This is a genomic window from Nocardia sp. NPDC051321 (assembly GCF_044455225.1).
Classification (GTDB): Bacteria; Actinomycetota; Actinomycetes; order Mycobacteriales; family Mycobacteriaceae; genus Nocardia.
In genome coordinates this window covers 1-26024 of record NZ_JBITEM010000023.1, presented here as the reverse complement: position 1 = coordinate 26024, position 26024 = coordinate 1, and the positions used below count along the sequence as shown (strand labels likewise).

Below are 26024 nucleotides of genomic sequence, written 5' to 3'. Positions count from 1 at the left end.
AGAGGAACTTTCGTGACAGACGACAGACGCCTGGCGCGCAACCCGATCGCCATCATCGGGATGTCCGGGCTGCTGCCCAACGCGCACAACCATCGTGAGTACTGGCAGAACATCGTCGACGGCGTGGACTGCACCACCGAGGTGCCAACGTCCCGATGGAGCCTCGACGATTACTTCGACGCCGATCAGGACGCCCCCGACAAGACGTACTCGCGGCGCGGCGCCTTCCTGCCCGATATCGAGTTCGACCCGCTCGAATTCGGGCTGCCACCGAACCAGCTCGAGGTCACCAGCACCATGCAGACGCTGAGCCTCGGGGTCGCCCGTGATCTGCTCATCGACGCCGGTGCGGTGGATTCCACCTGGTACGACCCGGGTCGTACCGGCGTGGTGCTCGGCACCACCGGGCCGGTGCCGCTGATGCACCCGCTGGCCGCACGGCTGTCGACGCCGGTGCTGAAGGAGGCGGCGCGTTCGGTCGGGCTGTCCGATAACGACGCCGACGCGATCGCGGACAAGTTCGTTGCCGCGTTCGCGCCGTGGGAGGCGAACTCGTTCCCCGGCCTGCTGGCCAACATCACCGCGGGCCGGGTCGCGAACCGGCTCGGTCTCGGCGGCATCAACTGCACCGTCGACGCGGCCTGCGCGGCCTCGCTCGCCGCATTACGGACGGCGATCGCCGAACTGCAGGACGGCCGGGCCGACATGATGATCACCGGTGGCGTCGACACCGAGAACACCATCTTCATCTATATGTGCTTCAGCAAGGTGGGCGCGCTGTCCTCGAGCGGGCAGATCAGCCCGTTCGCGTCGGACGCCAACGGCACGCTGCTGGGTGAGGGCATCACCATGCTCGCGCTGCGCAGGTTGGAAGACGCACGGCGCGACGGCAATCGGATCTACGCGGTGATCCGCGGACTCGGTTCGTCCAGTGACGGACGGGCCAAGAGCATCTACGCGCCGCGGGCAGGCGGACAGCGGGTGGCGCTCGATCGGGCCTACGCCGACGCGGAGTGCTCGCCCGCCGATGTGGCGCTGATCGAGGCGCACGCCACCGGCACGCCGGTAGGCGACAAGACCGAGCTGACCGCGCTGAAAGGGCTGCTGTCCGAGGCGACTTCGGAGCCGCGGTTCGCGGCACTCGGCAGCGTCAAGTCGCAGATCGGGCACACCAAGGGTGCCGCGGGTACGGCGAGTTTGATGAAACTGGCGTTCGCGCTGCACCAGAAAGTGTTGCCCGGCACCATCAATGTGTCGGCCCCCAATGCCGAGATTGCCCCGGATGACGCGCCGTACTACGTGAATACGCGCACCCGCCCATGGATCCGCGATCCGCAGCGACCGGTGCGCCGGGCCGCGGCGTCGGCATTCGGGTTCGGCGGCACCAACTTTCACGTCGTCTTGGAAGAGGCCGATGCGTCGCGCGACGAGCCGGTCCTGCATCGGACCGCGCGGGCACATCTCTGGCACGCGCCTGATGTCGCCGGTCTGGTGGACGCGGTGCGCAGTGTCGGCCCGGTCGACGGTGGCGACATTCCAGAAGACCACGCGCGCATCGGATTCGTGTCGGTGGACGACGAGAACGCCGAACACCTGCGCGCTCTCGCCGTCGATGAGCTGGTACGCAGGCCGGACGCCGCCGCGTGGGATCACCCGGAGGGCGTGTACTTCCGGGCCGCCGCACTGCCGGACCGGAAGGTCGGCGCGCTGTTCGCCGGACAGGGCAGCCAGTACGTCGACATGGGACTGGATGCGGCACTGAACAATCCGGCGGTCGGTGCGGCATTCGACGCGGCCAACGCCGCGTTCACCGGTGCGCCGGTGCGGGTGTCGTCGGTGGTCTTCCCGCCACCCGCCTTCGATGAGGAGACCGCGCGGAAGCAGGAAACCGCTTTACGCCGTACCGAATTCGCGCAGCCCGCGATCGGCGCGCTGTCGGCGGGACAGTTCCAGGTGCTGAGCGGGTACGGATTCCGGGCCGACGGGTATCTCGGGCACAGCTTCGGCGAACTGACCGCGCTGTGGGCCTCGGGTGCGCTCGGCACCGCGGAGTTCTTCGAACTGGCCAGGGCGCGCGGCGTGGCGATGACGCCGGAGCCTGGCGTTGCGGCGGGCACGATGGTGTCGCTCGGTGCTTCCCGGGAGACGGCCGAGGAACTGGTCGACGGCGTCGACGATGTGTGGATCTGCAACCACAACGCGCCCGACCAGGTCGTCATCGGCGGCGGCACCGAGGGAGTTGCCGCCGTGGTCGCGCGCAGCGCGGAGCGTGGCGTCGCGACTCGGGCACTGCCGGTGTCGGGCGCGTTCCACACGCCGTACGTCGCGCATGCGGTGGCGGCGTTCGCGACAGCGACCGCCACGGTGGCGATCGGGGTGCCGGATGCCCCCGTCTACGCGAACACACCGGACGCGCACTACGGCAGTGACGTCGCGGCCAATCGGGAACTGCTCACCGAACAGCTCAGCAAGCCGGTCGAATTCGCGTCGGCACTGACCGCGATGGCCGAGGCAGGCTGCACGGTATTCGTGGAGTTCGGCCCCAAGCAGGTGCTGACCTCGCTGGTGCGGCGCACCCTAGGCGACGACGTGGTCGCCATTCCCACCGATTCGGGGCCGATCGGCAACAGCGATCTCGCCTTGGCGCGGGCCGCTGTCCGGCTGGCCGTGCTCGGCTTCGGTTTGCGGGAGATTAACCGGCACGCGGCGCCGTCCGCGGTGCGGCACAAGCCGAGTCGCGCGATGACGGTGACGATGTCGGCACCCGAATACGTGCCCGAGAGTCGTCGCGCGGCGTATGCCGCCGTGCTGGAAGACGGATACCAGGTGAGCCTGGCAGCGCCGGCCACCCCCGTGCCTACCCCTGTCGACACCGTGGTCGATCGCCAGCCCGAAATAGCGGCCGTGGCCCCAACTTTCACCGAAGCAACGGAGACCACCGTGTATCAACCCCCGCAGTCCTACGACCCGGGAGCGGACGCGCTGGACAGCGCGCTCGTGCAGCATCTGCAGACGCACCGCCAATTCCTCGACGGACAGCTGGATATGGCCCGCGGGCTGGCCGGTGTGCTCAGTGGCGGGTCGCTCGACGAGGCGATGGTGCGGGCGATCGAGGCCGTCAAGGATCACGGCGTCGCGATCAGCGAGAGCCACTCGCGGGCCAGTGATGTGCTCGCGCAATTGGCCGAGCTGGAAAGCGGATTCGCACCGACGGCGCGCTCTGCGGCTCCGGTCGCTCGTCGAGTGGAGTCGGCGCGGCAGCCTGCGATCGAATCGGCGCCGGAGCGTCGGCCGCTGGTGACCGCGGCCGTGGTGGAGCAGCCGGTAGCGCCCGTGGAAACTGTTGCGGCATCGGTTGTTCCGGAAGTGCAAACCAACGGCAACGGATCGCACTCGCCGGTGGCTGACGCGCAGGACGAGGTCTCGGCCGACGCGCTGCGCCAGGCGCTCCAGGAGGTCGTGGCGGAGAAGACCGGCTACCCGGTCGAGATGGTGGATCCCTCGATGGATCTGGAGGCCGATCTCGGCGTCGACTCGATCAAGCGGGTGCAGGTGATCGGTGCACTGCAGGAACGCTTCCCGCACCTGCCGAACCTCGGTCCGGAGCAACTCGGCACGCTGCGCACGCTCGACCAGATCGCCGAACTGCTAAGTGCGGTTGAGCCGAATGGAACCTCAGCCGCCCTGAACGGAGCGGATGCGGCTCCGAACGGAACTGCCGCGAGCGGTTCCGAACCGGCCGAAGCTGGCGCACCCACCGGTGACATCCTGCGTCGCGCCTTGCAGGAGGTCGTGGCCGAGAAGACCGGTTACCCGGTGGAGATGGTGGATCCGTCCATGGATCTGGAAGCCGATCTCGGCGTCGACTCGATCAAGCGAGTGCAGGTCATCGGCGCACTGCAGGAACGGTTTCCGGACCTACCGAGCCTCGGCCCGGAGCAGTTGGGCACGCTACGCACCCTGGATCAGATCGTCGACGAGCTCGCCACGTCGGTGGGCGGTGATGTCCACCCAAAAGCTGAGGCCGCGGCCGAAACGCCGCGGCACGTCGTCGAACTGATCACCCTGCCTGCGCTGGACCGGGCCGTCGCGCCCTACCGCGCGGACGCGGGGGTTGCGCTCTTGGATCTAACCGGAGAGTCGGAACCGGACTGTGCCGCACTCGAATCCGCGCTCGGCGCGCTCGGGTGGGTGATTCACCGCGTGAGCGGCCCGGCCGAGCTGTCGGAGCTCGACTCGATCGAGGTATGCCTCGTGATCGTGGGGAGCGGTTCGGCAGAATGGGATTCGGCACAGCGGTGGCTCGGCGAGACCATTCTCGCCGCCGGTCAGGCGGTGCCGCTGCTCCAGAAGGCGGACGACAGGGCAAGTTTCGTCACCGTCACCCGACTGGACGGGCAGCTCGGCTTCGCGGGCACCGCTGATCCGGTGATCGCGCTGCTCGGTGGCGTCGGCGGGGCCGTGAAAACGCTTGCCGCCGAACAGCCCTCGCTGTTCTGTCGGGCGTTGGATATCGACCCGGGCATCGCGCCGGAACAGCTGGCCGAGCTCGTGACGGCCGAGCTGTTCGACGCGGCACAGGACACCCTCGAGGTCGGGATCGACGCCGCGGGGGAGCGGTGGACGCTGGTGCCGAGCGGGTACGCGCCTGCCGGTTCGGTCACCATCGTGCGGCCCGGCGCCGAGCAGCAGCCCAGTCTGCTCACGGCAGCGGATGTGCTGCTGGTTACCGGTGGCGCGCGAGGAGTCACGGCCCTCTGCGTCAAAGCTCTGGCCCAGCGCAGTGGGGCGCGGTTCGTCTTGCTCGGTCGATCCGAGCTGACTGCTGAACCCGACTGGGCGGCAGGTGTTTCCGACGCGGAGCTCAAGCCCGCGGCGGTACGCGCGCTGGCGGGTGCTGGAGTCAAGCCACGAGCGATCGAACGCGCGTGTGCCGGTGTGCTCGCGGCCAGGGAGATTCGTGCCACGCTGGTCGAATTGGGTTCACGGGCAGAGTATCTCGCGGTGGACGCGACCGACGAGGCCGCGGTGCGGACCGCGCTCGGGCCGTGGCGCGACAGCATTACCGGTGTCGTACACGGGGCCGGAGTACTGGCCGACTCGATGATCACGGACAAGACGGCCGAATCCATCGGACGCGTCCTCGAGCCCAAGATCGCCGGACTGGCCACGGTGCTTGCCGCGCTCGGCGAACTGCGGCACCTGGTGCTGTTCACCTCGGTGGCGGGTCTGTTCGGCAATGCGGGGCAGGCGGACTACGCGGCCGCGAACGAGGCCCTGTCCCGGTTCGCGGTCAGCTGGCGGCGGCATCATCCCGATTGCCACGTCACCGCGATCGACTGGGGTGCCTGGGACGGCGGCATGGTGACACCCGCGCTCCGTGGCCATTTCCTGGCCCGCGGTATCGCGCTGCTCGACCCTGAGGTCGGCGCGGCGGCGTTCACCGAGCAGTTCACCACGGACCATCGCGCGGACACCGTTGTCCTCATCGGGCCCGCGAACGGACTGTCCGGTGACAGCGGCGTCGAGTCGAGCGCGGTCTGCGCGCGCCGGGTCACGACCGGGCTCATCGACGAGTTGATCATCCAGGCCCATCGCATCGGCGAACATGTCGTGCTGCCTGCCACTTTCAGTCTCGGCGCGATGATCAACCTTGCCGAACGCGGCCTGCCCGGCCGAACCGTGGTTGGTGTCAGCGACTTCCAGGTGCTCAAGGGCATCGTGTTCGACCGTCCGGTGGATGAGCTCGAACTCGAACTGGTCCCTGGGGCGTCTGCCGAGGGCCGCATACTGGTCGAAGCGAACATCCGGAGCGGCAACGTCCTTCACTTCCGGGCCACGCTGCTGCTGGGTACCGGCCCGGACGAACCGCCGAGCAAGCTGATCTCGAGCGGACCGGCCAGTGTCGCCGATATCTACCGTGACGCCATCCAGTTCCACGCGCCTGCCCTGCAGGGTCTGCGCTTGGTGCGGGCCGCCTCCGATGACGCCATCGTCTTCGAATGCTCGCTTCCGGCAACACGAGTGGCCAACGGCGCCTACGCGGGCCGCCTGCACGACCCGGTCCTCGCCGACCTGATCTTGCAGGGCCCACCGGTGCTCGGCTACCGCCTGCTCGGCGGCGCGTGCCTGCCCCTCGGGGTGGGCCGGGCCGACTACTACCGTCCGTTGCCCGCGGACGAGACCTTCCTGCTCACCGTGGACAACCCGCGAACGGGACGCGTCGATGCCCGGATCGACGCCACCGCGACCATGACGGACGGCACAGTGCTGCAACGATTCTCGGACGTCACCGTGGTGACGACACCGGATCTGACAGGGAAGTTCCAGACCTCGGTGCGGCGGTGGATGGCATGACTGTGCTCGAATTCGACGGCATACCGTTCAATCCGGTGGTTGGATCCCCGGTGGTGCCTGCTGCGATATCGGCCGAGCACACGGATGCGGAGACGACAGCTGGTCGGGACACCGTGACGCTGAGCTCCGGCAACGGCGGCACTGTCACCGAGCGCGGCCCTGTAGTAGATGCTTTGCTGCTCAGTGAGATTCGTGCTGGCGTCGTCGCCGCGCATCGTTCGGCGCTGACCGCTCAGGTGGCGTTACAGCGGGCGGCCTGGCAGCGGACGTTACGCACGGCGACGAGCGCCCAAGTGCCAAGCGTCGATCCTGTCGCGGCCGAATCGGCGTTCAAGCCGTTGGCTCGTACCCGGCGCAGCAGCCTGGACCACGCTGCCCTGGTTCGCCTCACCGAGGGCGACGTCGTCAGCGTGTTCGGCGCCGGGCATCAACGCTCCGGCGTCGCATCGGTGGCACGGCTCGCTGCGTCCGGGCCGCTGGTACTCACTGAGATCACCACGATCGAGTTGCGTGGGGGCATCGGACGGGGACGCGTGGTCGCACGGTTCGACGGCGACCCACGTGCGGCAGCGGTGCAGGCCGCAGAGGTGTTCGCGCTCTTCTGCGGCATGCAACTGTGCCTCTCGGGGAGCACGCTGGCCGCGGCGCCGGTCAGTGGCTCGATCCAGAGCGGCACCGGCGGAACCGTGCAGCTCGTTGTCACCGACCTCGACCTGGTGCCTCGGCCGCATGTCACCGCGACGGCGAGTATCGCTGGTGTGCAGGGAGAGTCGCGGGTGACCGTCACGGTCACCGAGCCTGCCGGCACGGGCGTGGGACCAGGCGAGGCAGCACCGGGCTTGCTGCTCAACGAATTCCACATGACGCACCTGGCCCGCGGCGATCAAAGCATCGCCATGGGGCCGGAATTCGCCGAATACACCGGTGTGCGGGCAACCCGGCTGCCCACCGGCGGACTGCTGCTCGTCGACCGGGTCATCGAATTCGACGGCGCGCGTGGCCGATTGGATGGCGCGGCCTACACCACCGAGTACGACTCGCCCGCCGACTCCTGGTACTACGGCGACACCGCCAACGAGTCCATGCCGCATTTCGTGTATATGGAAACCTCGCTGCAGGCCGCGCTGCTGATGGGCTACTACGCCGGGCCGACGCTCACCCAGCCCGGCGTCACGCTCAGCCTGCGCAATCTCGGCGGCACGGCGACGGTGCTGCGCCAGGTCGACCTGCGGGACAAGACGATCGAGCAATCGTCGCGACTGTTGTCGACCACGATCTTGCCGGGTTCGTCATTGCAGACCTTCGACTACACCCTGAGCGTGGACGGTGCACCGTTCTACTCCGGCGAGACCATGTTCGGCTACTTCAGCGACGAGGCACTGGCCAACCAGACCGGCCTCGACGCGGGGCGGCCCGCGCCGACCTGGCTGGACGAGCACGCGGACGCGAACACCAGGACCCTCGACGTCGCCGCTCGGCGCGCCGACCCGAACGCTGAGTTGTGCGCTCGTCGGACCCTGGCTCTGATCGACCACATCGACGTGGTCGACGGCGGCGGGAAATACCAAGCGGGCTACCTGCATTCGCTGCGCCCGATCGACCCGTCGGACTGGTACTTCGACCGCCACTTCCACCTCGACCCGGTGATTCCGGGTTCGCTGGGCGTGGAATCGGTGATCCACGCGGTCCAGGAGTGGATGCTCGACGCCGGATTCGCCGGTCGACTCCGCGATCCGGTCTTCCGCATCCCCGCCGGCCTGCCCTTCAGCTGGCGCTATCGCGGCCAGTTCCTGCCCACCGACGGCACGGTGGAGCTGGAAGCACACATCAAGGAGGTCCGGCGCGGACCGAACGGCGTCACCGTCATCGTGGACGGTTCGCTGTGGAAGCCCGGCCTGCGTATTTACGAACTCATCGACCTCGCGGTCGAGCTCGTCGAGCGAGAGGACCGTCGATGACTACGTCCAGGATGAGCGTCGTCGCGCGGTCAGCCGCCGACATCAGCGCGCTGTTGGCCGATGTGCGGCAGCCGGTCTGGATCGTGCGCCACGACGGCGAGGCGGGCGCCACCTCCGATGAGCGGATCGCCGCCCGATCGGAGGTCCTCACCGCGGTCGCCCCGTTGCCGCCGGAGTCGCTCGGCGACAGACAATTTCACGCTGCCCATGGCGTGCGAGCCGCTTACGCCGCAGGCGCGATGGCCAACGGGATCGCCTCTCCGGCACTGGTTTCGGCGATGGCAAGGGCGGGCTACCTCGCGTCATACGGTGCCGCGGGTGTTACGCCCGCGGCGGTGGATGCGGCGCTGGCCGAACTCAGCGCCACTTTGCGGGGAAAGCCGTTCGCCTGCAACCTGATCCACAGCCCGTCCGAGCCTGCGCTGGAGCGGGCGATCGTCGATTCCTGTCTGCGGCACCGGGTGCGCTGCGTGGAGGCTTCGGCATTCATGAGCCTCACCGCCGAGGTCGTCCGGTACCGGGTCGCCGGGCTAGGGGTGGATCGGCGCGGGCAGCTCGAGGTTCGGAACCGGCTGATCGCGAAGGTCTCCCGCGTCGAGGTCGCCGAGCCGTTCCTGCGACCGGCACCGGCGAATCTGCTGCGTCAGCTGGTCGCGTCGGGCGACGTGACGGCCGAGCAAGCGCGACTGGCGGAGCAGGTGCCGATGGCCGACGACATCACCGCCGAGGCGGACTCCGGCGGCCACACCGACCGCAGGCCGCTGCTGGTGCTACTGCCGGAACTGATCGCCGCGCGCGACCGGACCCCCCTGTCTGCCGCTGCCTCGGTGCGGATCGGTGCCGCTGGTGGCATCGGCACACCCGCTGCCGCCGCCGCCGCGTTCGCGCTGGGTGCCGCCTATGTGGTGACCGGATCGATCAACCAGGCCACGCGTGAGGCCGCCCAGTGCGACACCACCAAACAGCTACTGGCCCAAGCGGACTTCGCCGACTGCACGATGGCCCCGTCCTCCGACATGTTCGAACTCGGCGTACAGGTGCAGGTGCTGCGCCGGGGCACCATGTTCGCCGCCCGCGCGCAACGGCTTTACGACACCTACCGCGCCTACGCCGGAATCGACGACATCCCCGCCGAACTCCGTCGCGACCTCGAAGCCACGCTGTTTCGGCGGCCCATGGACACCGTGTGGCAGGACTGCGTCAGCTACTTCACCGAACGCGATCCCGCACAGTTGGTCGGGGCGGCCGAGGACCCGAAACGCAAGATGGCCCTGGTGTTCCGGTGGTACCTGGGTCTGTCGTCGGGGTGGAGCATTCGCGGCGAGGCGGATCGTGTCGCCGATTACCAGGTGTGGACCGGACCCGCGATGGGTGGCTTCAACAGCTGGGTCGCGGGGACCTACCTGGCCGCGCTCAGCAACCGGCACGTCGCCGATATCGCCGATCAGGTGATGCTCGGTGCCGCGTACCTCACCCGAATCGCCCAGCTGCGCACCGCGGGCGCGCGGCTACCCGCCGACTGCGCCCCCTTCGTTCCACGGCAGAGCGTGCCACGGCAGAGCACTGCCACCAGTTCTGGGGGCAGCAGAACGGCCAGTTGAATTGCCACCTACGGATCCGTAGGCTCGCGGAGGTTGTCGCGCTGGCGGTCGTGTTCGGCCCAGGCGCAAGGTGAGCCAAAACGTCTGAGGGGTAACGCAAATGGGGAGACTTCTGACCCAGCTCGAGCTGCTCACTGAGCTCGAGCCGATTGCGGCGGAGAACGTCAATCGACACTTGTCGATGGCCAAGGCCTGGCACCCGCACGACTATGTGCCGTGGGACGAGGGCCGTAACTTCGCCGCGATGGGCGGTGTCGACTGGGACCCCAGCCAGTCGCAGCTGTCCGATGTCGCCAAGGCGGCGATGATCACGAACCTGCTCACCGAGGACAACCTGCCCTCCTACCACCGGGTGATCGCGGAGAACTTCTCCCAGGACGGCGCGTGGGGCACCTGGGTCGGCCGCTGGACCGCCGAGGAGAACCGGCACGGCATCGTGATGCGCGACTACCTGGTCGTTACCCGCGGCGTCGACCCGGTGGAACTGGAAAACGCCAGGATGATCGCGATGACCACCGGCTTCGATCCGCTGGCCGTCGCCAAGTACGGCACCATCGATCCCAGCGAGGTCCCCGACGCCGGATTCCTGCTCGGCGTGGCCTACGTGACCTTCCAGGAACTCGCCACCCGGCTCAGCCACCGCAACACGGGGCGGGTCTGCAACGACCCGATCGCCGACAAGATGCTGCAGCGCATCGCCGCCGACGAGAACCTGCACATGATCTTCTACCGCAACATGTGCGGCGCCGCCCTCGATCTGGCGCCCGACCAGGCCATCGAAGCGATCGCGTTGACCCTGATGAACTTTCAGATGCCCGGCGCGGAAAACCCCAACTTCCGCCGATACGGCGCACTCATGGCCAAGCACGGCATCTACGACATGCGTCAGCACCTCGAGGACGTGGTGATGCCGGTTTTGCGCATCTGGAAGATCTTCGAGCGCACCGACTTCACCGCCGCCGGCGAGCAGACCCGCGAAAAACTCGGGGATTACCTCGCGAAGTATGAACGCGACATGCTCAAGTTCGAGGAGCGTCGCGACCGCATCGCCGCTCGCCAGGCGACCAAGCGCGACTCGGCCGCGTTGACAACGACGCTGAGTTGATCAGCACGCTGCGTTGATCAGCCGGTGGTCTGGCGCTGGATTCTGGGCAAGGCCAGGAGAAGGGCGACGCCGGTGACGATTCGCCAGACGACGAACGGATCGATGGCGAGGCGTTCGGCGGTGCCTGCGCCGAGGCCGAGGTGGTTCGGGGCGAGGCTGGTGATCATGCCGATGATTGTTATGCCGATCAGGGCGAGAGTTGCCGCGGTGTAAGCGCGGTGGGTTCGGTAGCGGCTGGCGATGATGATCATGATCGCCAGACCGGACAGGAGTTCCAGGTAGGCGCCGGTCGGGTGCAGGACGGCGCGCAGGTGGTTGCCGCCGGGAACCTCACCTGCGCTGCCTGGAAAGATTCCGACCAGGACTATGCCGACACAGTTGATCAAAGCGAGATAGGGAACAGCCCGTCCGGCAACGGTTTTCGGCAGTAGCGGGGTGAGTAGCAGCGCTGCGGCAAGCAGGAGAACCCCGAGCAGGACGAACTCGGCGGACATCCACGCGTGCCACGGCGAGCAGATGTAGCGGGGCGTCGATGCGCCGTATTGCGCCATGTCACCGAAGCATTCGGGGACGCCGAGGTCGCTGATCATGTTGCCGGACCAGCTGTACGGGTGCGCGTCGTACCAGCGGTTGCCGACGATCAGTTCGGCGAGGTAGTAGCTGATCGTCAGGATCAGCAGCGCCGCACCGGTTTTCAGGCGGGCGGTCAACGGCGGCAGGTGGTCGGCGGGACGGGGGCACCGGCGAACCGGTCATTGATCCACGCGGTGACCAGATCGCCGCGAGCACGCCAGGCTTCGTGGCCGCCGGGCAGCACATGGTCGACGAGGTCGATGCCGAGACCGCACATGTCGGCGACGGCCTGGTTTCCCCACGCGGTGTTGACCAGGTCGTCGCTGTCGCCGCGCGAGATGAAGGTCGGGATGTCGGTGCCGACCTTGGGCAGATTGCCGCCGGATTCGTAGTCGTCCAGTGCTTGCCGGGCACCATCGTCGACGAACGCCGCGGCGGCGGGCGTGGCGGCCTGGCCGACGGCGAGGTCTTTCAGCGTCGTCTGCCCGGTGCAGAGTCCTTCGAGCCGGGGCGCCGCCGAGAGCAGCGCGCCGTGCAGGACCTTGTCATAGGAGTAGTCCGGGTGGTCATATCGGACGGCGGCCACCAGGTAGGGCAGCAGCAGGTACTGGCCGACGGTCAGCGTGTTCGTTGCCGCGGCTTTCGCGAGTTCGCTGCGCAGCGCGGGCGAGAGCAGCACATTGCCGAGGATTTTCAGCTCGGGCGCGTAGGTCTTGGCCGTCTCGGCCGCGGATTCCGTGGCCCGTCCGCCCTGGGACAACCCGACGAGGACAACCTCTTTGGTCACCGGCAGCCCGAGTTGCTGCGCCGCCCGAACGGAGTCGAGCACGTCGTAACCTGAGGACTCGGCTTCCAGATACGGTGCCGACCCGGGGCCGTCGAGACCCTGATAGTTGGTCATCACCACGGCTTTGTGCGCGTCGAGCAGATTGGCGACCGTGACGTCGTTGCCGAACAGCTCGGGCGAATTCGTCGGCGCGCAGTCGCTGGCTACCCCGGAGGTGCCGTGCCCGTAGGCGACCAATGGCCAGCCCCCGTCTGGCGCGGCGCCTTTCGGCAGGTACACCGCACCCGACACCTCGATGGGCGATTTGTTCGGAGCGGTAGAGATGTACCGGATGTACGTCGCCGAACCGGCGGCCGCCGCGATCTTGGGACCGCCATTGGTCAGCGGCCGCTGCGAAACAAGCGTGCCCGGCTTTTGCGGCGTCTCGGCGGCGGTGTCCGAGGAAGACCCGCAACTAGCGGCGACCAGCACCGCGGCGGCGGCCAGGGAAACCCACGTCAGTGCCCTCTTCGGACGCACGATCCATTTGCTCCTTCGACTCTGCTGCGCACCGTTTGCGTTCCCCGCGTTGTCCCGATCCCTGCGTCAACGAATCGCTCGGCGCTCCATGGCGCCCGGTCGATCGCAGGCCGTGACGTTCCCAGCAAGATCAGGATGTCGGGTGATCGCGGTCTCCGCACTGCCGAGTGATCGGAATCTCAGTTTGCGTACCGATTCGTAACCGAGCACCTGAAACTACTTAAGTCCCGACCTTACGAAAGCGTTCACGATGTGGCGTTGCAATAACAGGTACATCACCAGGACCGGAAGACAGGCGAGGCTCGCCAGCGCCATCATCGGTCCCCACTGATCACCCTCGGTGCCCATGAAACTGCGCAGCCCGAGTTGGAGCACGCTGTTGGATTGGCGAAGCACCACCGCGGGCCAGAAATATTCGTTCCAGGCATTGATGAACAGCAGGATGCCTAGCGCGGCCAGCGCGGGACGCAGATTGGGCACCACCACGGTCCACAGGATGGACCAGGACGAGCGTCCGTCGATCTTGGCGGCGGCCACGAGCTCCTTGGGGAAGCTCGCCATGTGCTGACGCAACATCAGCACCGCGAGTGCCGAGCACAGTGTCGGCAGCACGACCCCGATCAGCGAGTTGACGAGCCCGAGCTGGGTGAGCAGCACATAGTTCGGCAGCATGGTCACTTGGAACGGCACCAGCCAGGTGCCGACGAACGCCAGATACAGGATCTTCTGGAACGGGAACGTGTACATCGCGAACGCGTAGGACGCCAGCAACGCGACGAGCAACTGTCCTACCGCGGACAGCGCCGCGATGAAGAATGTGTTGCCGATCAGGCCGAGCACGTCGACCTTCGCGGCCGCCTCGGTGTAGTTGGCGAACGAGATCGGCCAGGGGATCGGCGACAGCGAGGTGACGTCTTGCGGCCTGCGCAGCGAGGTCGCGAACAGCCAGTAGATCGGGAAAATACACACCACGGCGGTCACCGCCAGCAGCACGTGGCTGCCTGCGGTGCGTAGACGATCAATCATCATGGAAGGCCACCTTTTCCGATATCCACACCAGAATCCCGGCGATCACACCGAATCCGGCGAACAACAGCACTCCGGCGGCCGCGCTGAGTCCGGCGTCGAAGCTGTGGAAGGCGTAGTCCCATAGCAGGTAATAGATATTCGTGGTGGCCTGTGCGGGACCGCCCTGCGTCATCGAGTCGATGAGCGGGAAAGTCAGTATGGGACTGAGCAATACGGTGGTGAGCACCAGAAACATCACCGTGGGTGACAGCAGCGGCAAGGTGATCCAGCGCCGGATCTGCCCGGGGCTCGCGCCGTCCACCTGGGCCGCCTCGTGGTAATCCCCACTGATACCAGCCAATCCGGCCCACACCACCAGCACCGAGAATCCGAGCAGCTGCCAGCCGGTGATCGCGATGATCACGAGGTGCGCGGTGCTCACGTCGTACACCCAGTTACGGTTCGAGCCGATCAGCTGGTCGGCGAACCCGCTACCCGGATGCAGCAGCCAGCGCCAAACCGCGGCTGCCGCAACGGGAGCGACCAGGAACGGCACGAAGATGAACGCCTGGTAGATCGTCCTGGCCCGGCCGTGCACCCGCTTGCTCGCCAACGCGATGAGTACCGGAAGTAGCACGGTGAACGGCAACATGCCGACGATCAAGGCACCCGTGCGGCCGATCGAATTCCAGAATGCCGGAAGTTCCATCAGCCTTTCGTAATTGCCGGTGCCGACGGGCTTCATCGGTGCGGTCGGCAAGAGATTCCAGGAGTAGGTGGACAGCTCGAACGCCTGCACCAACGGCCGGTAGGTCCACACCACGAGCAGCAACAGCGCGGGCGCCAGATACAGGTACGGCACCACGAACCGCCCCGCCCGGCGGAACCGGGCGAGGCGGTGCGGCGGCGGCACGGGGGAAGTGACCGGCTCGGCGACTTCCTCGGCAGCGCGCGGGGTTTCGATGACGAACATCGACCTACCTGGTCTCCGCCGCGGCCAACGCGGCGAGCTGATCGAGCACGTCCTGTTCCGTTCTGTCGTAGACGGTTTCGGCGGGGGTCGCCTCGATCGCGGTGGCCACCAGCGACGATCCGAGCAGATCGATACGGCTGTAACCGAATCCGACCAGCCCACGGTGCCTGCCGACCGGCGCGATCGGATCGATCCGATACGACATCGCCGGTCCGATCCAGACCGGGATGCCGCCGAGCGCGGCCGCACCGGTCAGGTGGTTGTGCCCGCAGATGATCAGTCGCACATCGGATCCCGAGAGCACCTCCTGGAGCAGCTCGGGCCGTTCGAGTTTCAGGTACTCGGTGGTCGCGATCGGCGACGGGATGGGCGGGTGATGCAACACCAGCAGCGTGCCGTGCGGTGCGGGTCGACGCAGCTCATCGGCCAGCCAGTCGAGCTGTTCTGGTTCCAGCCTGCCGTCGTGACGGCCCGGGGTGGAGCTGTCCAGCGCCATGACCCGCAACCCGGCCACCTCGGTGACACTGTCGTGGGTGACATCGGGATCGAGGGCCGCGGCATCGTTTCCGAGCAACTCGCTGCCGAACGCCGCGCGCTCGTCGTGATTTCCCATCACATACACCGTCTGCGCACCGAGCTCGGCGGCCACCGGCTCGACCGCGTCGCGCAACCGCCGGTACGCCTCGGGCGAGCCGTTGTCGGTCAGGTCTCCCGACAGCACCAGCGCGTCGATCCGCTGCTGCGAGGCCCGAAGCTGTTGCAGCACATGGGTGAGATTCTCGTAGGTATCGACCTTGCCGTGCACCTTCTCGCCTGCGGGCCGGATGTGGGTGTCGGTCAGCTGGACGATCGTCACGCCGTTCATGAGGCGGGCAGCAGTTTGGCGCCCTGCGCGCGTGCTTCGGCCAGGGTGGCCTGCGGATCCTTGCCCTGGAACACGATCGCCTCGACCGCGTCCATCATGCCGTCGCGGATCTGCAGGTAATTGGTGCCCGGCATGGAGATCCACGGCTCCATGTTCGCCAGCTGGGCGACGTTCGGCTGCAGCAGCGGGTTATTAGCCGACCAATCCTTCAGTCCGGCAGGGTCGTCCATCAGCCCGGTGCGCAGCGGCAGGTAGCCGATGCCCTGCGAGATCTTGGTGTAGGCCTCCTCGCTAGTGAGGAATTTGATCAGTTCCCAGGATGCCCGCTGCTTGGCTGGGTCGTTCGACAGAATATGCAGGGACGCACCGGAATTCGTCGGCACCGTCGGCTTGCCCGAGTAACTGGGCATGGGCGCGGAGCGCAGGTCCCACTTGTCCTTGGCGCCGGTGCTGAAGGTGCCCTGGATCGCGCTGGTCTCCAGGATCATGCCGATATCGCCGCGGGCGAACGCCTCGTAGCCCTGCTTCTGGTTGAGCTTGGGCATGCTGCCCGACTCGACGAGTTGCTGTTGCTGCCGCGCTACCTCGACCACTGGCGCGTCGGCGAAGGTCAGTGACTTGCGGTCGTCGGAGATGACCCGGCCGCCATTGGACCGGACCAGCGACTGGAAGCACCAGTCCTTGGCGGTCTTGGTCAGGCAGTCGACGTAGATGCCGCCCTTACCGGTCTTGCTGGTGATCGCGGTGGACGCCGCCGCGACCTGCTGCCAGGTGGTCGGCGGCTTGGCCGGATCGAGCCCGGCCTCGGTGAACAGCGACGCGTTGAAATACAGCACCGGCGTGGAGAAGACGAACGGCACGCCGTAGGTGTGGCCGTCCCAATCGGCCAGGGTGCGGGCCTTCGGCGCGTAGGGGTGCTCGGCGCCGTCGAAGTTGCGCTGCACTTCCTGCTTGGAGACCAGCGTGTCCAGCGGCTTGGCGCCCAACTGATGGACGGTGTAGTCCAGGTCGCTGAAGCCGAGCTGGGCGACGTCCGGCGGGGTCCCCGCGACCGTCTGATTCTGGATGCTGGAGATGGTGTCCGTGGCCGGGTTCGGGCTGTTGCCCTGCGGCTTCTGCGCGGTCACCGTGATGTTCGGGAACTTCTTACGGAAGTCGCCGATGAGCGTGTTGAAGGTGTCGGTCCACGCTCCGGCGAGTCCGTAGTTGTAGGACTCGAACACGATGGCCACGTGCTGATCCGGCGTCAAGTCCGGGATCTGCGCGGTGCTCGAGTTCGAGTCTGTGCTGGTGCTCCCGAGTCCGCCGCAAGCGCTGAGCGCGACGGTGGTTGCGAACACCATGCCCAAGATGGGCGCGGTGCGGTTCACGGTGTTCTCCTCATTGTTCGGGTGATGTCGGACGGCGTTGTCACGAGTCAGGCGACGGCAACGACCTTTTCGGCGCTGTCGCGTAGCGAATCCGGCTGTGCGTCCTGCCATGTCATGCGCAGACCGGATTCGGGGTCGAAAAGGTGGATGTGGGCGGGATCGACGCGCAGCCCGATGCTGTCGTCGGCGTGCACACCGGCGGGGCGCGGTGCGCGGGCGCAGAGCGTGTCGTCGCCGGTGGTGAAGTGGATGAGCTCCTCGCTGCCCAGGTTTTCCACCATGGTCACCTCGCCGCGAATGTCCGCGGCGGTCACGTCGAGGCGAAGCTGTTCGGGGCGGATGCCCGCGATCACGTCGACGGCGGTGCCGAAATCGTCGGCGGCGATGGCCAATTCGACGTCGATGCCGTCGGCGACCAGGAACAGCCTGCCGTCGCGTTCGGTGACAACACCTGGAAACAGGTTCATCGGCGGAGCGCCGAGGAATCCGGCGACGAAGGTGGACCGCGGCCGGTCGTACAGCTCGGTCGGGGTGCCGACCTGCTCCACCTGCCCCTCGTTGAGCAGCGCGATCCGGTCGGCCATGGTCATCGCCTCGACCTGGTCGTGGGTGACGTAGAGGAACGTCGCCCCCAGCCTGCGGTGTAGTGCGATCAGTTCCGCGCGGGTCGCGCTGCGCAGTTTGGCGTCCAGGTTCGACAGCGGCTCGTCCATCAGGAAGGCGCCGGGATCGCGAACCATGGCGCGGGCCAACGCGACTCGCTGCCGCTGGCCGCCCGACAGCGCGGCGGGCTTGCGGCGAAGCAGCTCATCGAGGCAGAGCGCCGCGGCTACCTCGGCAACCCGCTCGGTGATCTTGGTGCGTGGCGTCCGCCTGGCCCGCAGCGGGAAGCCGATGTTCTTGGCCACGGTCAGATGTGGGTAGAGCGCGTAGCTCTGGAACACCATCGCCAGGTCGCGCTGCTGCGGCGCCCGGTGCGTGATGTCGTTGTCGTCCAACAGGATCAGCCCGTCGGTCGGATCCTCCAGGCCCGCGATCATCCGCAGCAGCGTGGACTTGCCACACCCACTCGGCCCGAGTAGCACGAGGAATTCGCCGTCGGCGATGTCCAGGCTCACTTCACGCACCGCGTAGGTCGCGCCGAATTGCTTCGACACCTTGTCAATTCGCAGTCTTGCCACCAGTTCTCCTCAGCCGGGCAGTTCGCCGGCGACAATCCAGGTCGCGACGCGGGCCGCGATCGCCGGGGAATCCTTGACCCAGGTGAAGTGATCGCGATGCTCGACCGGCGAGTTCTCGTCGATGTGCCACTGGGTGACGCGCGCCTTCGGCATCCGGGAGACCAGGAAGTCGACATTGGACTTCGGGCCGAGCACGTCGTCGGACAGCGAGATGACCAGCACCGGCGCTGTCATCCTGCGCAGCAGCGTGTTGTACTGCCGCGCACTGCCTTTGGGGCGGTAGTAGCTGGTCAGCGAGTGCATCGCCCAGTCACGCATGACGCCACCCGGCATTGGTGCCGGGATGAGCACACCACCGGGCCAGTGGCCCTTCCAGCGCGCCACCAGGCCGATCCACTGGATCTGGCTCAGCGCCTCGAACCAGCGGCGCGGGCCGAACGCCCACCAGAACACCGTGCCGGTGCCGATGACGGTGACTCCGGCGACGCTGTCCGGCTCGGCTGCGGCATACAGCAGCGCCACCTGCCCGCCGAGGCTGTGCCCGAACAGGTGGATCGGCGCGTCCGGAAAACGTTGCCGCACCGCGGCGACGATGGCGGGCATGTCGATCTCGAGCATCTCCCGATAACCGAAGTTCCGGTGCAGCCCGAGCTCGGGCTTGGCCTCGCCGTGCGCCCGCAGGTCGCAGGTGGCGACCGAAAGGCCCTGGGCGTTCAGCTCTTTCGCGAGCAGTAGGTAGTTCTTCGCCTTCATCGCCATGGCGGGCAGGAGCAGCACTACCGGCGCGTCTGCCTTCTTACCGGGCAGGAAGCGAACGGTGAAGGTGACGTCGTCGGAGGTCGTGACGTTGGTCGATTCGAGGCTCGCGAATTCCGCGCCCTTCTTGGGTGCCGCGGTGGTCACCGCGCCGACTCCGGGATCGCCACATCGCAGACGTAGTCGAAGGTGAACTTGGCGACAACCACGTCGCCGTCATCGACCAGGGAAGCCTTGCCGGACAACTCGAAACGGTTCGACACGGCGGTGGTCAGCACGTCGGTGAGCTCACGCCGGTCCACGGTGGCGATCGCGCGGATCCGGCCGACCGCGGGCTTACGGTAGGACGCCGTGCCCGCCCGCAGCACCAGGCGCTCGATGGTGGACAGGCGCGGGGCGGCCGCGCCGACGAACGCCGCGGCGCCACCGATATCGGCGGCGGTGAACAGTGCGCCCGCGTGCACGGTGCCCATGTGGTTGCGCACGCCGTCGATGGTGGGGATCTCGACAACGGCCCGCTCCGGGCTGATCTCGGTGATCAGGGTGCCGACGTGGCGGCCGAACGGCACCATGTCCTGCGAGACGGCCCGCAGGTATTCGTAGTCGACGGCGGCACCGTCGAGTTCGGGGTAGGCGGCGGCGAAGCCGGCGATCTCTCGCGTGGTCATGCGGTACTCCCTTCAGCGATTGCGGATGTCAGCGGTTGCGGAGGTCAGCGATTACGCAGCGCGCGCCGCGCGATGGACCAGCGCAAGACCTCGGACGGTCCCTCGTAGATCCGAAAAGCCCTCGCCTCCACCAAGAACCGCGCGACCAGGTAGTCCTCGCAGACGCCGAGCCCGCCGTGCAGCTGGACCGCGCGGTCGAGCACCCGCCAGACCGCCTCGGAGACGAAGGTTTTCGCGATCGACGCGTCGTGCCGCGCCTGAGACGACGTCGGACCCTGCGTGTCGATGGTCTCCGCCGCGGTGCGGATGACGCCTCGGGCGGCGGCGATGTCGATCTCGTTGTCCGCGACCATGCCCTGGGCCAGGCCGTGCTCGGCGATCGGCACGCCGAAAGAGGTTCGGGTGCTGATGTGTTCGATGGCGAGCCGGTGCGCGCGCACCGCGAGCCCGAGCCAGTTCATGCAGAACACCAGCCGGGACGGGGCGAGCCGCACCTGGGCGAGCACCAGTCCCTGGCCGACCTCGCCGAGCACGGCGGAATCGGGAACGACGCAGTCGGCGAAGGTGACCTCGCAGTGTCCGCCGGGGGCGCTGGTGTGGTCGAGGGTCGGCATCCGGCGGCCGACCCGCAGACCCGGGTTGTCCTGGTCCACCAGGAACATCGTCGGTCCGTCGCCGGTGCGGGCCACGCAGATGGTGAACGCCGCGCCTTGCGCGCCGGTGGTGAAATGCTTGGCGCCGTTGATGATCCAGCCGTCGTCGGTCTCCGCGGCCACCGTCTGCAGCATGCCGGGGTCCGAGCCCGCGCCGGGGGCCGGTTCGGTCATGGCGATCGCCGAGCGCACCTCGCCGGCGGCCAGCGGCGCGAGGTAGCGCTCCTGTTGCTCGGCGTTGGCCACGTGGGCGAGCAGATGGATATTGCCGTCGTCGGGTGCCCACGCGTTGACCGCGATGGGGCCGAGCAGGCTGGCGCCGGCGGCCTCCAGCACCTGGGCCTGGGCGCGGGTGTCGAGGCCGAGTCCGCCGTATTTCGGGTCCGACAGCGGGCCGAACACGCCCGCTTCCTTGGCCTTTTTCTGCAGGTCGAGACGCAGCGCGTCGTCCATCACCCGGCCGTCGACGATGACCTCGCGTTCCACCGGAACGACCTGGTCACGAATGAACTGGGTGGTTTTGTCCACCAATTGCCCCACAGTCGTCATGGCGCCAGTTTCGGGGCCGCGGTGCCGTCCGAGTGGGGGCGATAGTCAACGTCGATCGACCGAATCGTCTGCGCTGTTCCTTGGTGCGGTGCCGGGGGAGGTCCGAGACCGTGAGCACGACCGGGCAACCCGAGAAAGAAGGCCGAGATGACTGAGTTTCCGGTACGGGTGTCGGCTCGCCGCGAGGAGGCCGAGGGGGTGTTCTCGCTCGAGCTCTCCGCCGAGGCGGGCGGGGAGTTGCCGAGTTGGACACCGGGCGCGCACATCGATGTCGCGGTGGGTGCCGCGGGTGTCCGTCAGTATTCGCTGTGCGGTGATTCGGCGCAGTCGAGCCACTGGCGCATCGCGGTCTTACACGAGCCCACCGGCCGTGGCGGTTCGCATCATCTGCACACTACCGCTCTTCCCGGTACTGTGCTGCGAGTGTCGATGCCGCGCAACAATTTCGAGCTGGTTGATTGCGATCGGTATGTTTTCCTGGCGGGCGGCATCGGGATCACGCCGATACTGCCGATGCTGGCCGCCGCCGACGCGGTCGGCGCGAGTTGGTCCCTGTATTACGGCGGCCGTACTCGCGCGCACATGGCGTTCGCCGACGATCTGGCGAACAGGTACCCAGCCGCAAAGTTGTTGCCGCAAGACGAATATGGTCTGCTGCCGCTCGCCGACATCCTGGCCGAGCACAGCGATGCCGCGGTGTACTGCTGCGGGCCGGAGCCGTTGCTCGACGCCGCAGCGGCGGAGGGAGCGCGACGGGGACTGCCCGTACATCTGGAGCGATTCGTGCCCCGGACAATGGAATTCGCACCGAACAAGGCATTCGACGTCCGGTTGGCAAACAGCGGTAGGACTTTCCGGGTGGGCGTGCACCAGTCCATCGCCGACGTGCTGGAGCGGGCCGGCGTCGGGGTCGTTACCTCCTGCCGCGAAGGCACGTGCGGCACCTGCGAAACAGCCGTTCTCGCAGGCGATATCGACCACCGCGATTCGCTGCTCACGGCCGACGAGCAGGCGCGGGGCGACACCATGATGTTGTGCGTTTCGCGTGCCGGATCGGATGTGCTCGTGCTGGATCTTTGACTCGGTCCGCACGGTGCGCCGCTGGCCGCCGGGCATTGACTTGTCGGCGCGATCCGCGACCGGCACGCGGCACGCTCGGCGTGCCGAATCTCCACAGGAAGAAGGTATAGATGAGAAAAATCGTTGCGGTGGCCGCGGGAGTGGCCGCCGCAGTCGGCATCGCCGCCGGCACGGCCGCCGCGCAGCCCGGCACTGACGACGCGATCGATTTCACCGCCGACGCGTCCGCGACCCAGACCGTCGTCAAGACCGACGGCGGCTCGATGGTCGTCGAGGATGGTGTCTTCAAGATCAAGGCCGCCAACGGCACGACGCTCACGGGTACGCCGCTGAAGTTCCGGGTCGACGAGTTCGAGTTCCCGATCGCGGCCGACATCGCGGATCACACCGCGACGCTCACCCCGCAGCTCGAGATGGACAAGGCGACCTACAAGCCGGTCGCGTTGCCGTTCGAGGACAAGGCGCCGTGGAAGACGGATTACGACCGTGAGCAGGCGGCCTGGAGCCGGATGACCAGCACCATCTCGATGGGGGCCACCATCGGCACCCTGGTCGGTGGTCTCGGTGGCGCGGCTGTTGGTTGCGTGCTGGGTGGCATCCTCGGTGCCACCGCTGCGGCCGCCACCATCATCGGCATGTTCGGTCCGTTCATCCCGGCCGCGGCCGTCGGCTGCCTCGGCGGCATCATCGCGGTCGGCGCCCTCGGCACCGTCGCGGGCCAGATTCTGGTGACCGCCCCGGTCGCCATCGGTGCGGCGATCCAGTACTTCGCAACCATCGCCCAGCCGCCGATGCCCCCGGCACCCCCGGCCAAGTAGGTAGTGGAGAAGAACCCAGCCGCGTTCGCTGGGGGACACCCGACCCCGCCCGGTCCATCCGACCGGGCGGGGTCTTCACTGTGTTGGGGTGACGATCGGCGGGCATCCGTGCTATCGAGGACAGATGAAGCCGACGCGGTCGTCGTATGACGTGGTGGTTGTTGGTGGTGGTCACAACGGATTGGTGGCCGCCGCGTATCTGGCGCGGGCCGGGCGGTCGGTGGTGGTGATGGAACGGCAGTCCGGCACCGGTGGGGCGGCGGTCTCGGCGCGGGTGTTCGCCGGGGTGGACGCGCGGTTGTCGCGGTACTCGTACCTGGTGAGTTTGCTGCCTAGGCAGATCGTCGATGAGCTGGGGTTGTCGTTCGCGACGCGGCGGCGCCGGATCTCGTCGTATACGCCGGTGGGTGCGGGCGGGCTGCTGGTGGATACCGGATCAGACGAGCGCACGCGGGCAAGTTTCGTTCGGCTGACCGGATCCGATCGGGATTTCGTTGCGTGGCAACGGTTCTACGCGATGACCGGGCGGTTGGCCGAGCGTGTGTTTCCGACGTTGACGCGGCCGCTGCCGTCGCGGGCGGAGTTGCGGAGCATCGTCGACGACGAGGTCGCGTGGGAGGCGCTGTTCGAGCGGCCGCTTGGGGAGATCATCGAGTCGGAGTTCGCCGACGACAGGGTGCGCGGCGTCGTGCTGACCGACGCGTTGATCGGAACCTTCACGCACGCGCACGATTCGACGCTGCGGCAGAATCGGTGCTTTTTGTATCACGTGGTCGGCGGCGGCACGGGGGACTGGGATGTGCCGGTGGGCGGCATGGGTGCGCTCACCGATGCGCTCGCCTCGGCGGCGCGCGCAGCTGGCGCGGAGATCGTCACCGACTGCGCGGTGACCGCGATCGAAACCGACGGTCGCGCAGCCGAAGTGAGTTACCAGGACGGCGTGGTGAGCGCGCGCCACGTGCTGGTGAATGCCGCGCCGCACGAGCTGGCCCGGCTGCTCGGCGAAGTGCCGGAGGCGAAACCCGAAGGCGCGCAACTGAAGATCAACATGTTGTTGAAACGCCTGCCCCGGCTGCGCGACACCTCGGTCGATCCACGCGAAGCGTTCGCCGGGACCTTCCACATCGGCGAATCGTACGCACAGCTTGACCGGGCTTACGGCGAGGCGGCGATCGGCCGGATTCCGTCCGCGCCGCCGTCGGAGATCTACTGCCACACGCTGACCGATCCGTCGATCCTGTCGCCGGAACTGGCCGCGCAGGGCGCGCACACCCTCACGCTGTTCGGTTTGCATACACCGGCAAAGCTTTTCGCCAAGAATCCGCCCGCGGCCAAGGCGGAGCTTGTGAAAGCGACCATCGCCCAACTGGATTCCGTGCTGGCCGAGCCGATCGCGGATTGCCTTGCCATGGACGAGGACGGTGCGGCGTGCTTGGAAGCGAAGACCCCGCTCGACCTCGAGCAAGAAGTGGGCTTACCGGGCGGCCATATCTTCCACCGCGACTTGGCTTTTCCCTATCGAGCGGACGACTCCGAGACCGATCCGGCCGCGCGGTGGGGCGTCTCGACCGGGCACCGCAATGTCTTGCTCTGCGGCGCGGGCGCGGTGCGAGGCGGCGGTGTCAGCGGCATTCCAGGTCACAATGCCGCCATGGCCGTTCTCGAACCGCGCCCGTAGCGCTTCAGACCTTCGGCGCCAGTACGACCTTCGCGCTGCGGCCAGGGCTTTCGGTGGCGACGGCCGCGTCGGCCGCGGCGTCCAGGGGATAGGTGGCTTCGACGTCGAGCTTCAAGACACCCTGTGCCGCCGCGGACACCAGTTCGCCGATCAGCCGCCTGCGATCCTCGGCCGAGGTCTCCTCGATCCGCTTGGAACCCCAGAACCCCTTGACCACAGTCTGTTTGAAGATGAGATCGCTCGGGCTGAGCGACATCGGCTGGCCGGACAGCGCGCCGAACGAGATCAGCTCGCCCTTGGGCGCCAGCAATGCCATCGCGTCGCTGGCCGCGCGTCCGCCGACCTGGTCGACGGCGCGCACGATCGGCGCACCCGCCGTGGCGGCCACCGCCTCGTCGCGCCAGCCCTCGACCTCGGTGTCGAAGACCGGCTCGAAGCCCGCCGCGCGCAGCGCCTCGACCGATTTGGGGCCGCGCACCAGATTGAGCACGTTGACCCCGCGTTGCCGCGCAAGCACATTCACCAGCCTGCCGACCGCGCCGTTGGCCGCGTTGATCGCGATCCAGTCGCCGCTGCCCACCTCGAGGTCTTCGAGCAGCATCAGCGCGCTGAGCGGCATCGCGAGCAACTGGGCGGCGGTCTCGTCGGACACCGCGTCCGGCACCGGCACCGCCTGGGCGGCCTTGGCGACGAAATAGTCGGCCCATACGTTCTGCGCGCCGGAGACGGTAACCCGTTGGCCGACAGTCAGTCCGGTAACGCCGGGGCCGAGCGCGTCGACCCGGCCGACGCCCTCGGTGCCGGGGATCGCGGGCAGCGGCGGCTTGTAGCCGTAGACGCCGCGCACGATGGCGAGGTCGTGATTGTGGATGGGGGCGAGGATCAGTTCGATCCGCACCTCACCCTCGCCGGGTTCGGGCTGCGGACGTTCCGCGGTATTCAGTACGTCCTTCGGTTCGCCGAAATTTTCGATGACTACCGCACGCATGCTCTGCTCCTTCGTTCAGTCTTCGGCGACAACGACGGTGACGTCGATGTTGCCGCGGGTGGCGTTGGAGTACGGGCACACCTGGTGTGCCTTGTCGGCGAGGGCTTGCGCGTCCTCGCGGGACAGGTGGGGCAGCGACACCTCGAGGGTGACCGCGAGTTCGAAGCCGCCAGCGTCGTTCGGGCCGATGCTGACCTTGGCGCCGACCGCGGAATCGTCGACATTCGCCTTGTCCTGCTTGCCGACCAGGCGCAGCGCCGAATGGAAGCAGGCGGAGTAGCCCGCCGCGAAGAGCTGCTCGGGGTTGGTGCCCTCGCCGCTGCCGCCCATTTCCTTGGGGGTGGCGAGGTTGACGTCGACCTTGCCGTCGGTGGTGCGTGCGTGCCCGTTGCGGCCGTCGCCGGTCGCCAATGCCTCCGCGGTGTACAGGATCTTCATGACTGTTCCCTAAGTTTGTAGGTGTCTGGGGTTGGTGCCCTGGATGCCCAGAGCGGTGGGGTGTAGCTGATGATTGTTTGCCTCTGGCGAGGCTCGAGG

The 26024-nt window shown here is 67.5% G+C and carries 19 protein-coding genes; 7 read left to right on the top strand and 12 right to left on the bottom strand.

The features are described 5' to 3' along the window. Positions 1-12 precede the first annotated feature (12 nt). From ACIA8C_RS39700 to ACIA8C_RS39685, 4 genes are all read left to right on the top strand, one after another. Positions 13-6357, top strand: a complete 6345-nt coding sequence (locus ACIA8C_RS39700; protein WP_397144052.1) for an SDR family NAD(P)-dependent oxidoreductase — start codon at positions 13-15, stop codon at positions 6355-6357. Beyond that, positions 6354-8315, top strand: coding sequence for a beta-hydroxydecanoyl-ACP dehydratase (locus ACIA8C_RS39695; protein ID WP_397144050.1), 1962 nt, complete (start codon positions 6354-6356; stop codon positions 8313-8315). Before ACIA8C_RS39700 ends, ACIA8C_RS39695 begins: the two co-directional genes overlap by 4 nt. Beyond that, positions 8312-9916, top strand: coding sequence for a PfaD family polyunsaturated fatty acid/polyketide biosynthesis protein (locus tag ACIA8C_RS39690; protein WP_397144048.1), 1605 nt, complete (start codon positions 8312-8314; stop codon positions 9914-9916). The genes ACIA8C_RS39695 and ACIA8C_RS39690 overlap by 4 nt, the downstream gene beginning before the upstream one ends. Positions 9917-10016: 100 nt before the next feature. Beyond that, positions 10017-11021: an acyl-ACP desaturase gene (locus tag ACIA8C_RS39685; RefSeq protein WP_397144046.1), complete on the top strand. Its 1005-nt coding sequence runs from the start codon at positions 10017-10019 to the stop codon at positions 11019-11021. Between the two features lie 17 nt (positions 11022-11038). On the opposite strand, the gene ACIA8C_RS39680 is transcribed toward ACIA8C_RS39685, so the two are convergent. The 10 genes from ACIA8C_RS39680 to ACIA8C_RS39635 form a co-directional block, all read right to left on the bottom strand. Next, positions 11039-11731, bottom strand: coding sequence for a DUF998 domain-containing protein (locus ACIA8C_RS39680; RefSeq protein ID WP_397144045.1), 693 nt, complete (start codon positions 11729-11731; stop codon positions 11039-11041). Beyond that, positions 11728-12900, bottom strand: coding sequence for a lipase family protein (locus ACIA8C_RS39675; RefSeq protein WP_397144043.1), 1173 nt, complete (start codon positions 12898-12900; stop codon positions 11728-11730). The genes ACIA8C_RS39680 and ACIA8C_RS39675 overlap by 4 nt, the downstream gene beginning before the upstream one ends. Positions 12901-13116: 216 nt before the next feature. After that, entirely contained in the window at positions 13117-13929 is an 813-nt protein-coding gene (locus ACIA8C_RS39670; RefSeq protein ID WP_397144041.1) for a carbohydrate ABC transporter permease, read from the bottom strand. Beyond that, the gene (locus tag ACIA8C_RS39665; protein ID WP_397144039.1) at positions 13919-14881 is read right to left on the bottom strand and encodes a carbohydrate ABC transporter permease; all 963 of its coding nucleotides are present in this window, start codon (positions 14879-14881) and stop codon (positions 13919-13921) included. Before ACIA8C_RS39665 ends, ACIA8C_RS39670 begins: the two co-directional genes overlap by 11 nt. 4 nt (positions 14882-14885) lie before the next feature. Next, positions 14886-15746 (bottom strand): metallophosphoesterase family protein, encoded by an 861-nt coding sequence (locus ACIA8C_RS39660; RefSeq protein ID WP_397144037.1) that lies wholly within the window; start codon positions 15744-15746, stop codon positions 14886-14888. Continuing rightward, positions 15743-17116 carry an ABC transporter substrate-binding protein gene (locus ACIA8C_RS39655; RefSeq protein WP_397144035.1) on the bottom strand — a complete coding sequence of 458 codons (1374 nt, stop codon included), beginning with the start codon at positions 17114-17116 and terminating at the stop codon, positions 15743-15745. Before ACIA8C_RS39655 ends, ACIA8C_RS39660 begins: the two co-directional genes overlap by 4 nt. Before the next feature lie 47 nt (positions 17117-17163). Continuing rightward, positions 17164-18297: an ABC transporter ATP-binding protein gene (locus ACIA8C_RS39650; RefSeq protein ID WP_397144033.1), complete on the bottom strand. Its 1134-nt coding sequence runs from the start codon at positions 18295-18297 to the stop codon at positions 17164-17166. Between the two features lie 9 nt (positions 18298-18306). Beyond that, complete coding sequence (locus ACIA8C_RS39645) at positions 18307-19200, bottom strand: alpha/beta fold hydrolase (protein ID WP_397144031.1); 894 nt, start codon at positions 19198-19200, stop codon at positions 18307-18309. Further along, positions 19197-19721: a YiiD C-terminal domain-containing protein gene (locus tag ACIA8C_RS39640; RefSeq protein ID WP_397144029.1), complete on the bottom strand. Its 525-nt coding sequence runs from the start codon at positions 19719-19721 to the stop codon at positions 19197-19199. Before ACIA8C_RS39640 ends, ACIA8C_RS39645 begins: the two co-directional genes overlap by 4 nt. 44 nt (positions 19722-19765) lie before the next feature. Beyond that, on the bottom strand, positions 19766-20923 hold the full coding sequence (locus ACIA8C_RS39635) for an acyl-CoA dehydrogenase family protein (protein ID WP_397144027.1): 1158 nt from the start codon (positions 20921-20923) through the stop codon (positions 19766-19768). 147 nt (positions 20924-21070) lie between these two features. Here ACIA8C_RS39635 and ACIA8C_RS39630 point away from each other — a divergent pair, with 147 nt between their 5' ends. The 3 genes from ACIA8C_RS39630 to ACIA8C_RS39620 all read left to right on the top strand — a co-directional run bounded on the left by ACIA8C_RS39630 (position 21071) and on the right by ACIA8C_RS39620 (position 24499). Then, positions 21071-22003, top strand: coding sequence for a PDR/VanB family oxidoreductase (locus tag ACIA8C_RS39630; RefSeq protein WP_397144025.1), 933 nt, complete (start codon positions 21071-21073; stop codon positions 22001-22003). 110 nt (positions 22004-22113) lie between these two features. Beyond that, positions 22114-22821, top strand: coding sequence for a hypothetical protein (locus ACIA8C_RS39625; RefSeq protein ID WP_397144023.1), 708 nt, complete (start codon positions 22114-22116; stop codon positions 22819-22821). 124 nt (positions 22822-22945) lie between these two features. Beyond that, positions 22946-24499: a phytoene desaturase family protein gene (locus tag ACIA8C_RS39620; protein ID WP_397144021.1), complete on the top strand. Its 1554-nt coding sequence runs from the start codon at positions 22946-22948 to the stop codon at positions 24497-24499. Between the two features lie 4 nt (positions 24500-24503). Here the strand turns inward: ACIA8C_RS39620 and ACIA8C_RS39615 are convergent, their stop codons facing one another. Continuing rightward, a complete protein-coding gene (locus ACIA8C_RS39615; RefSeq protein ID WP_397144019.1) occupies positions 24504-25487 on the bottom strand; it encodes a zinc-binding dehydrogenase in 984 nt (327 codons plus the stop codon). A gap of 15 nt (positions 25488-25502) precedes the next feature. Continuing rightward, entirely contained in the window at positions 25503-25925 is a 423-nt protein-coding gene (locus tag ACIA8C_RS39610) for an organic hydroperoxide resistance protein (protein ID WP_397144017.1), read from the bottom strand. Positions 25926-26024 lie beyond the last annotated feature (99 nt).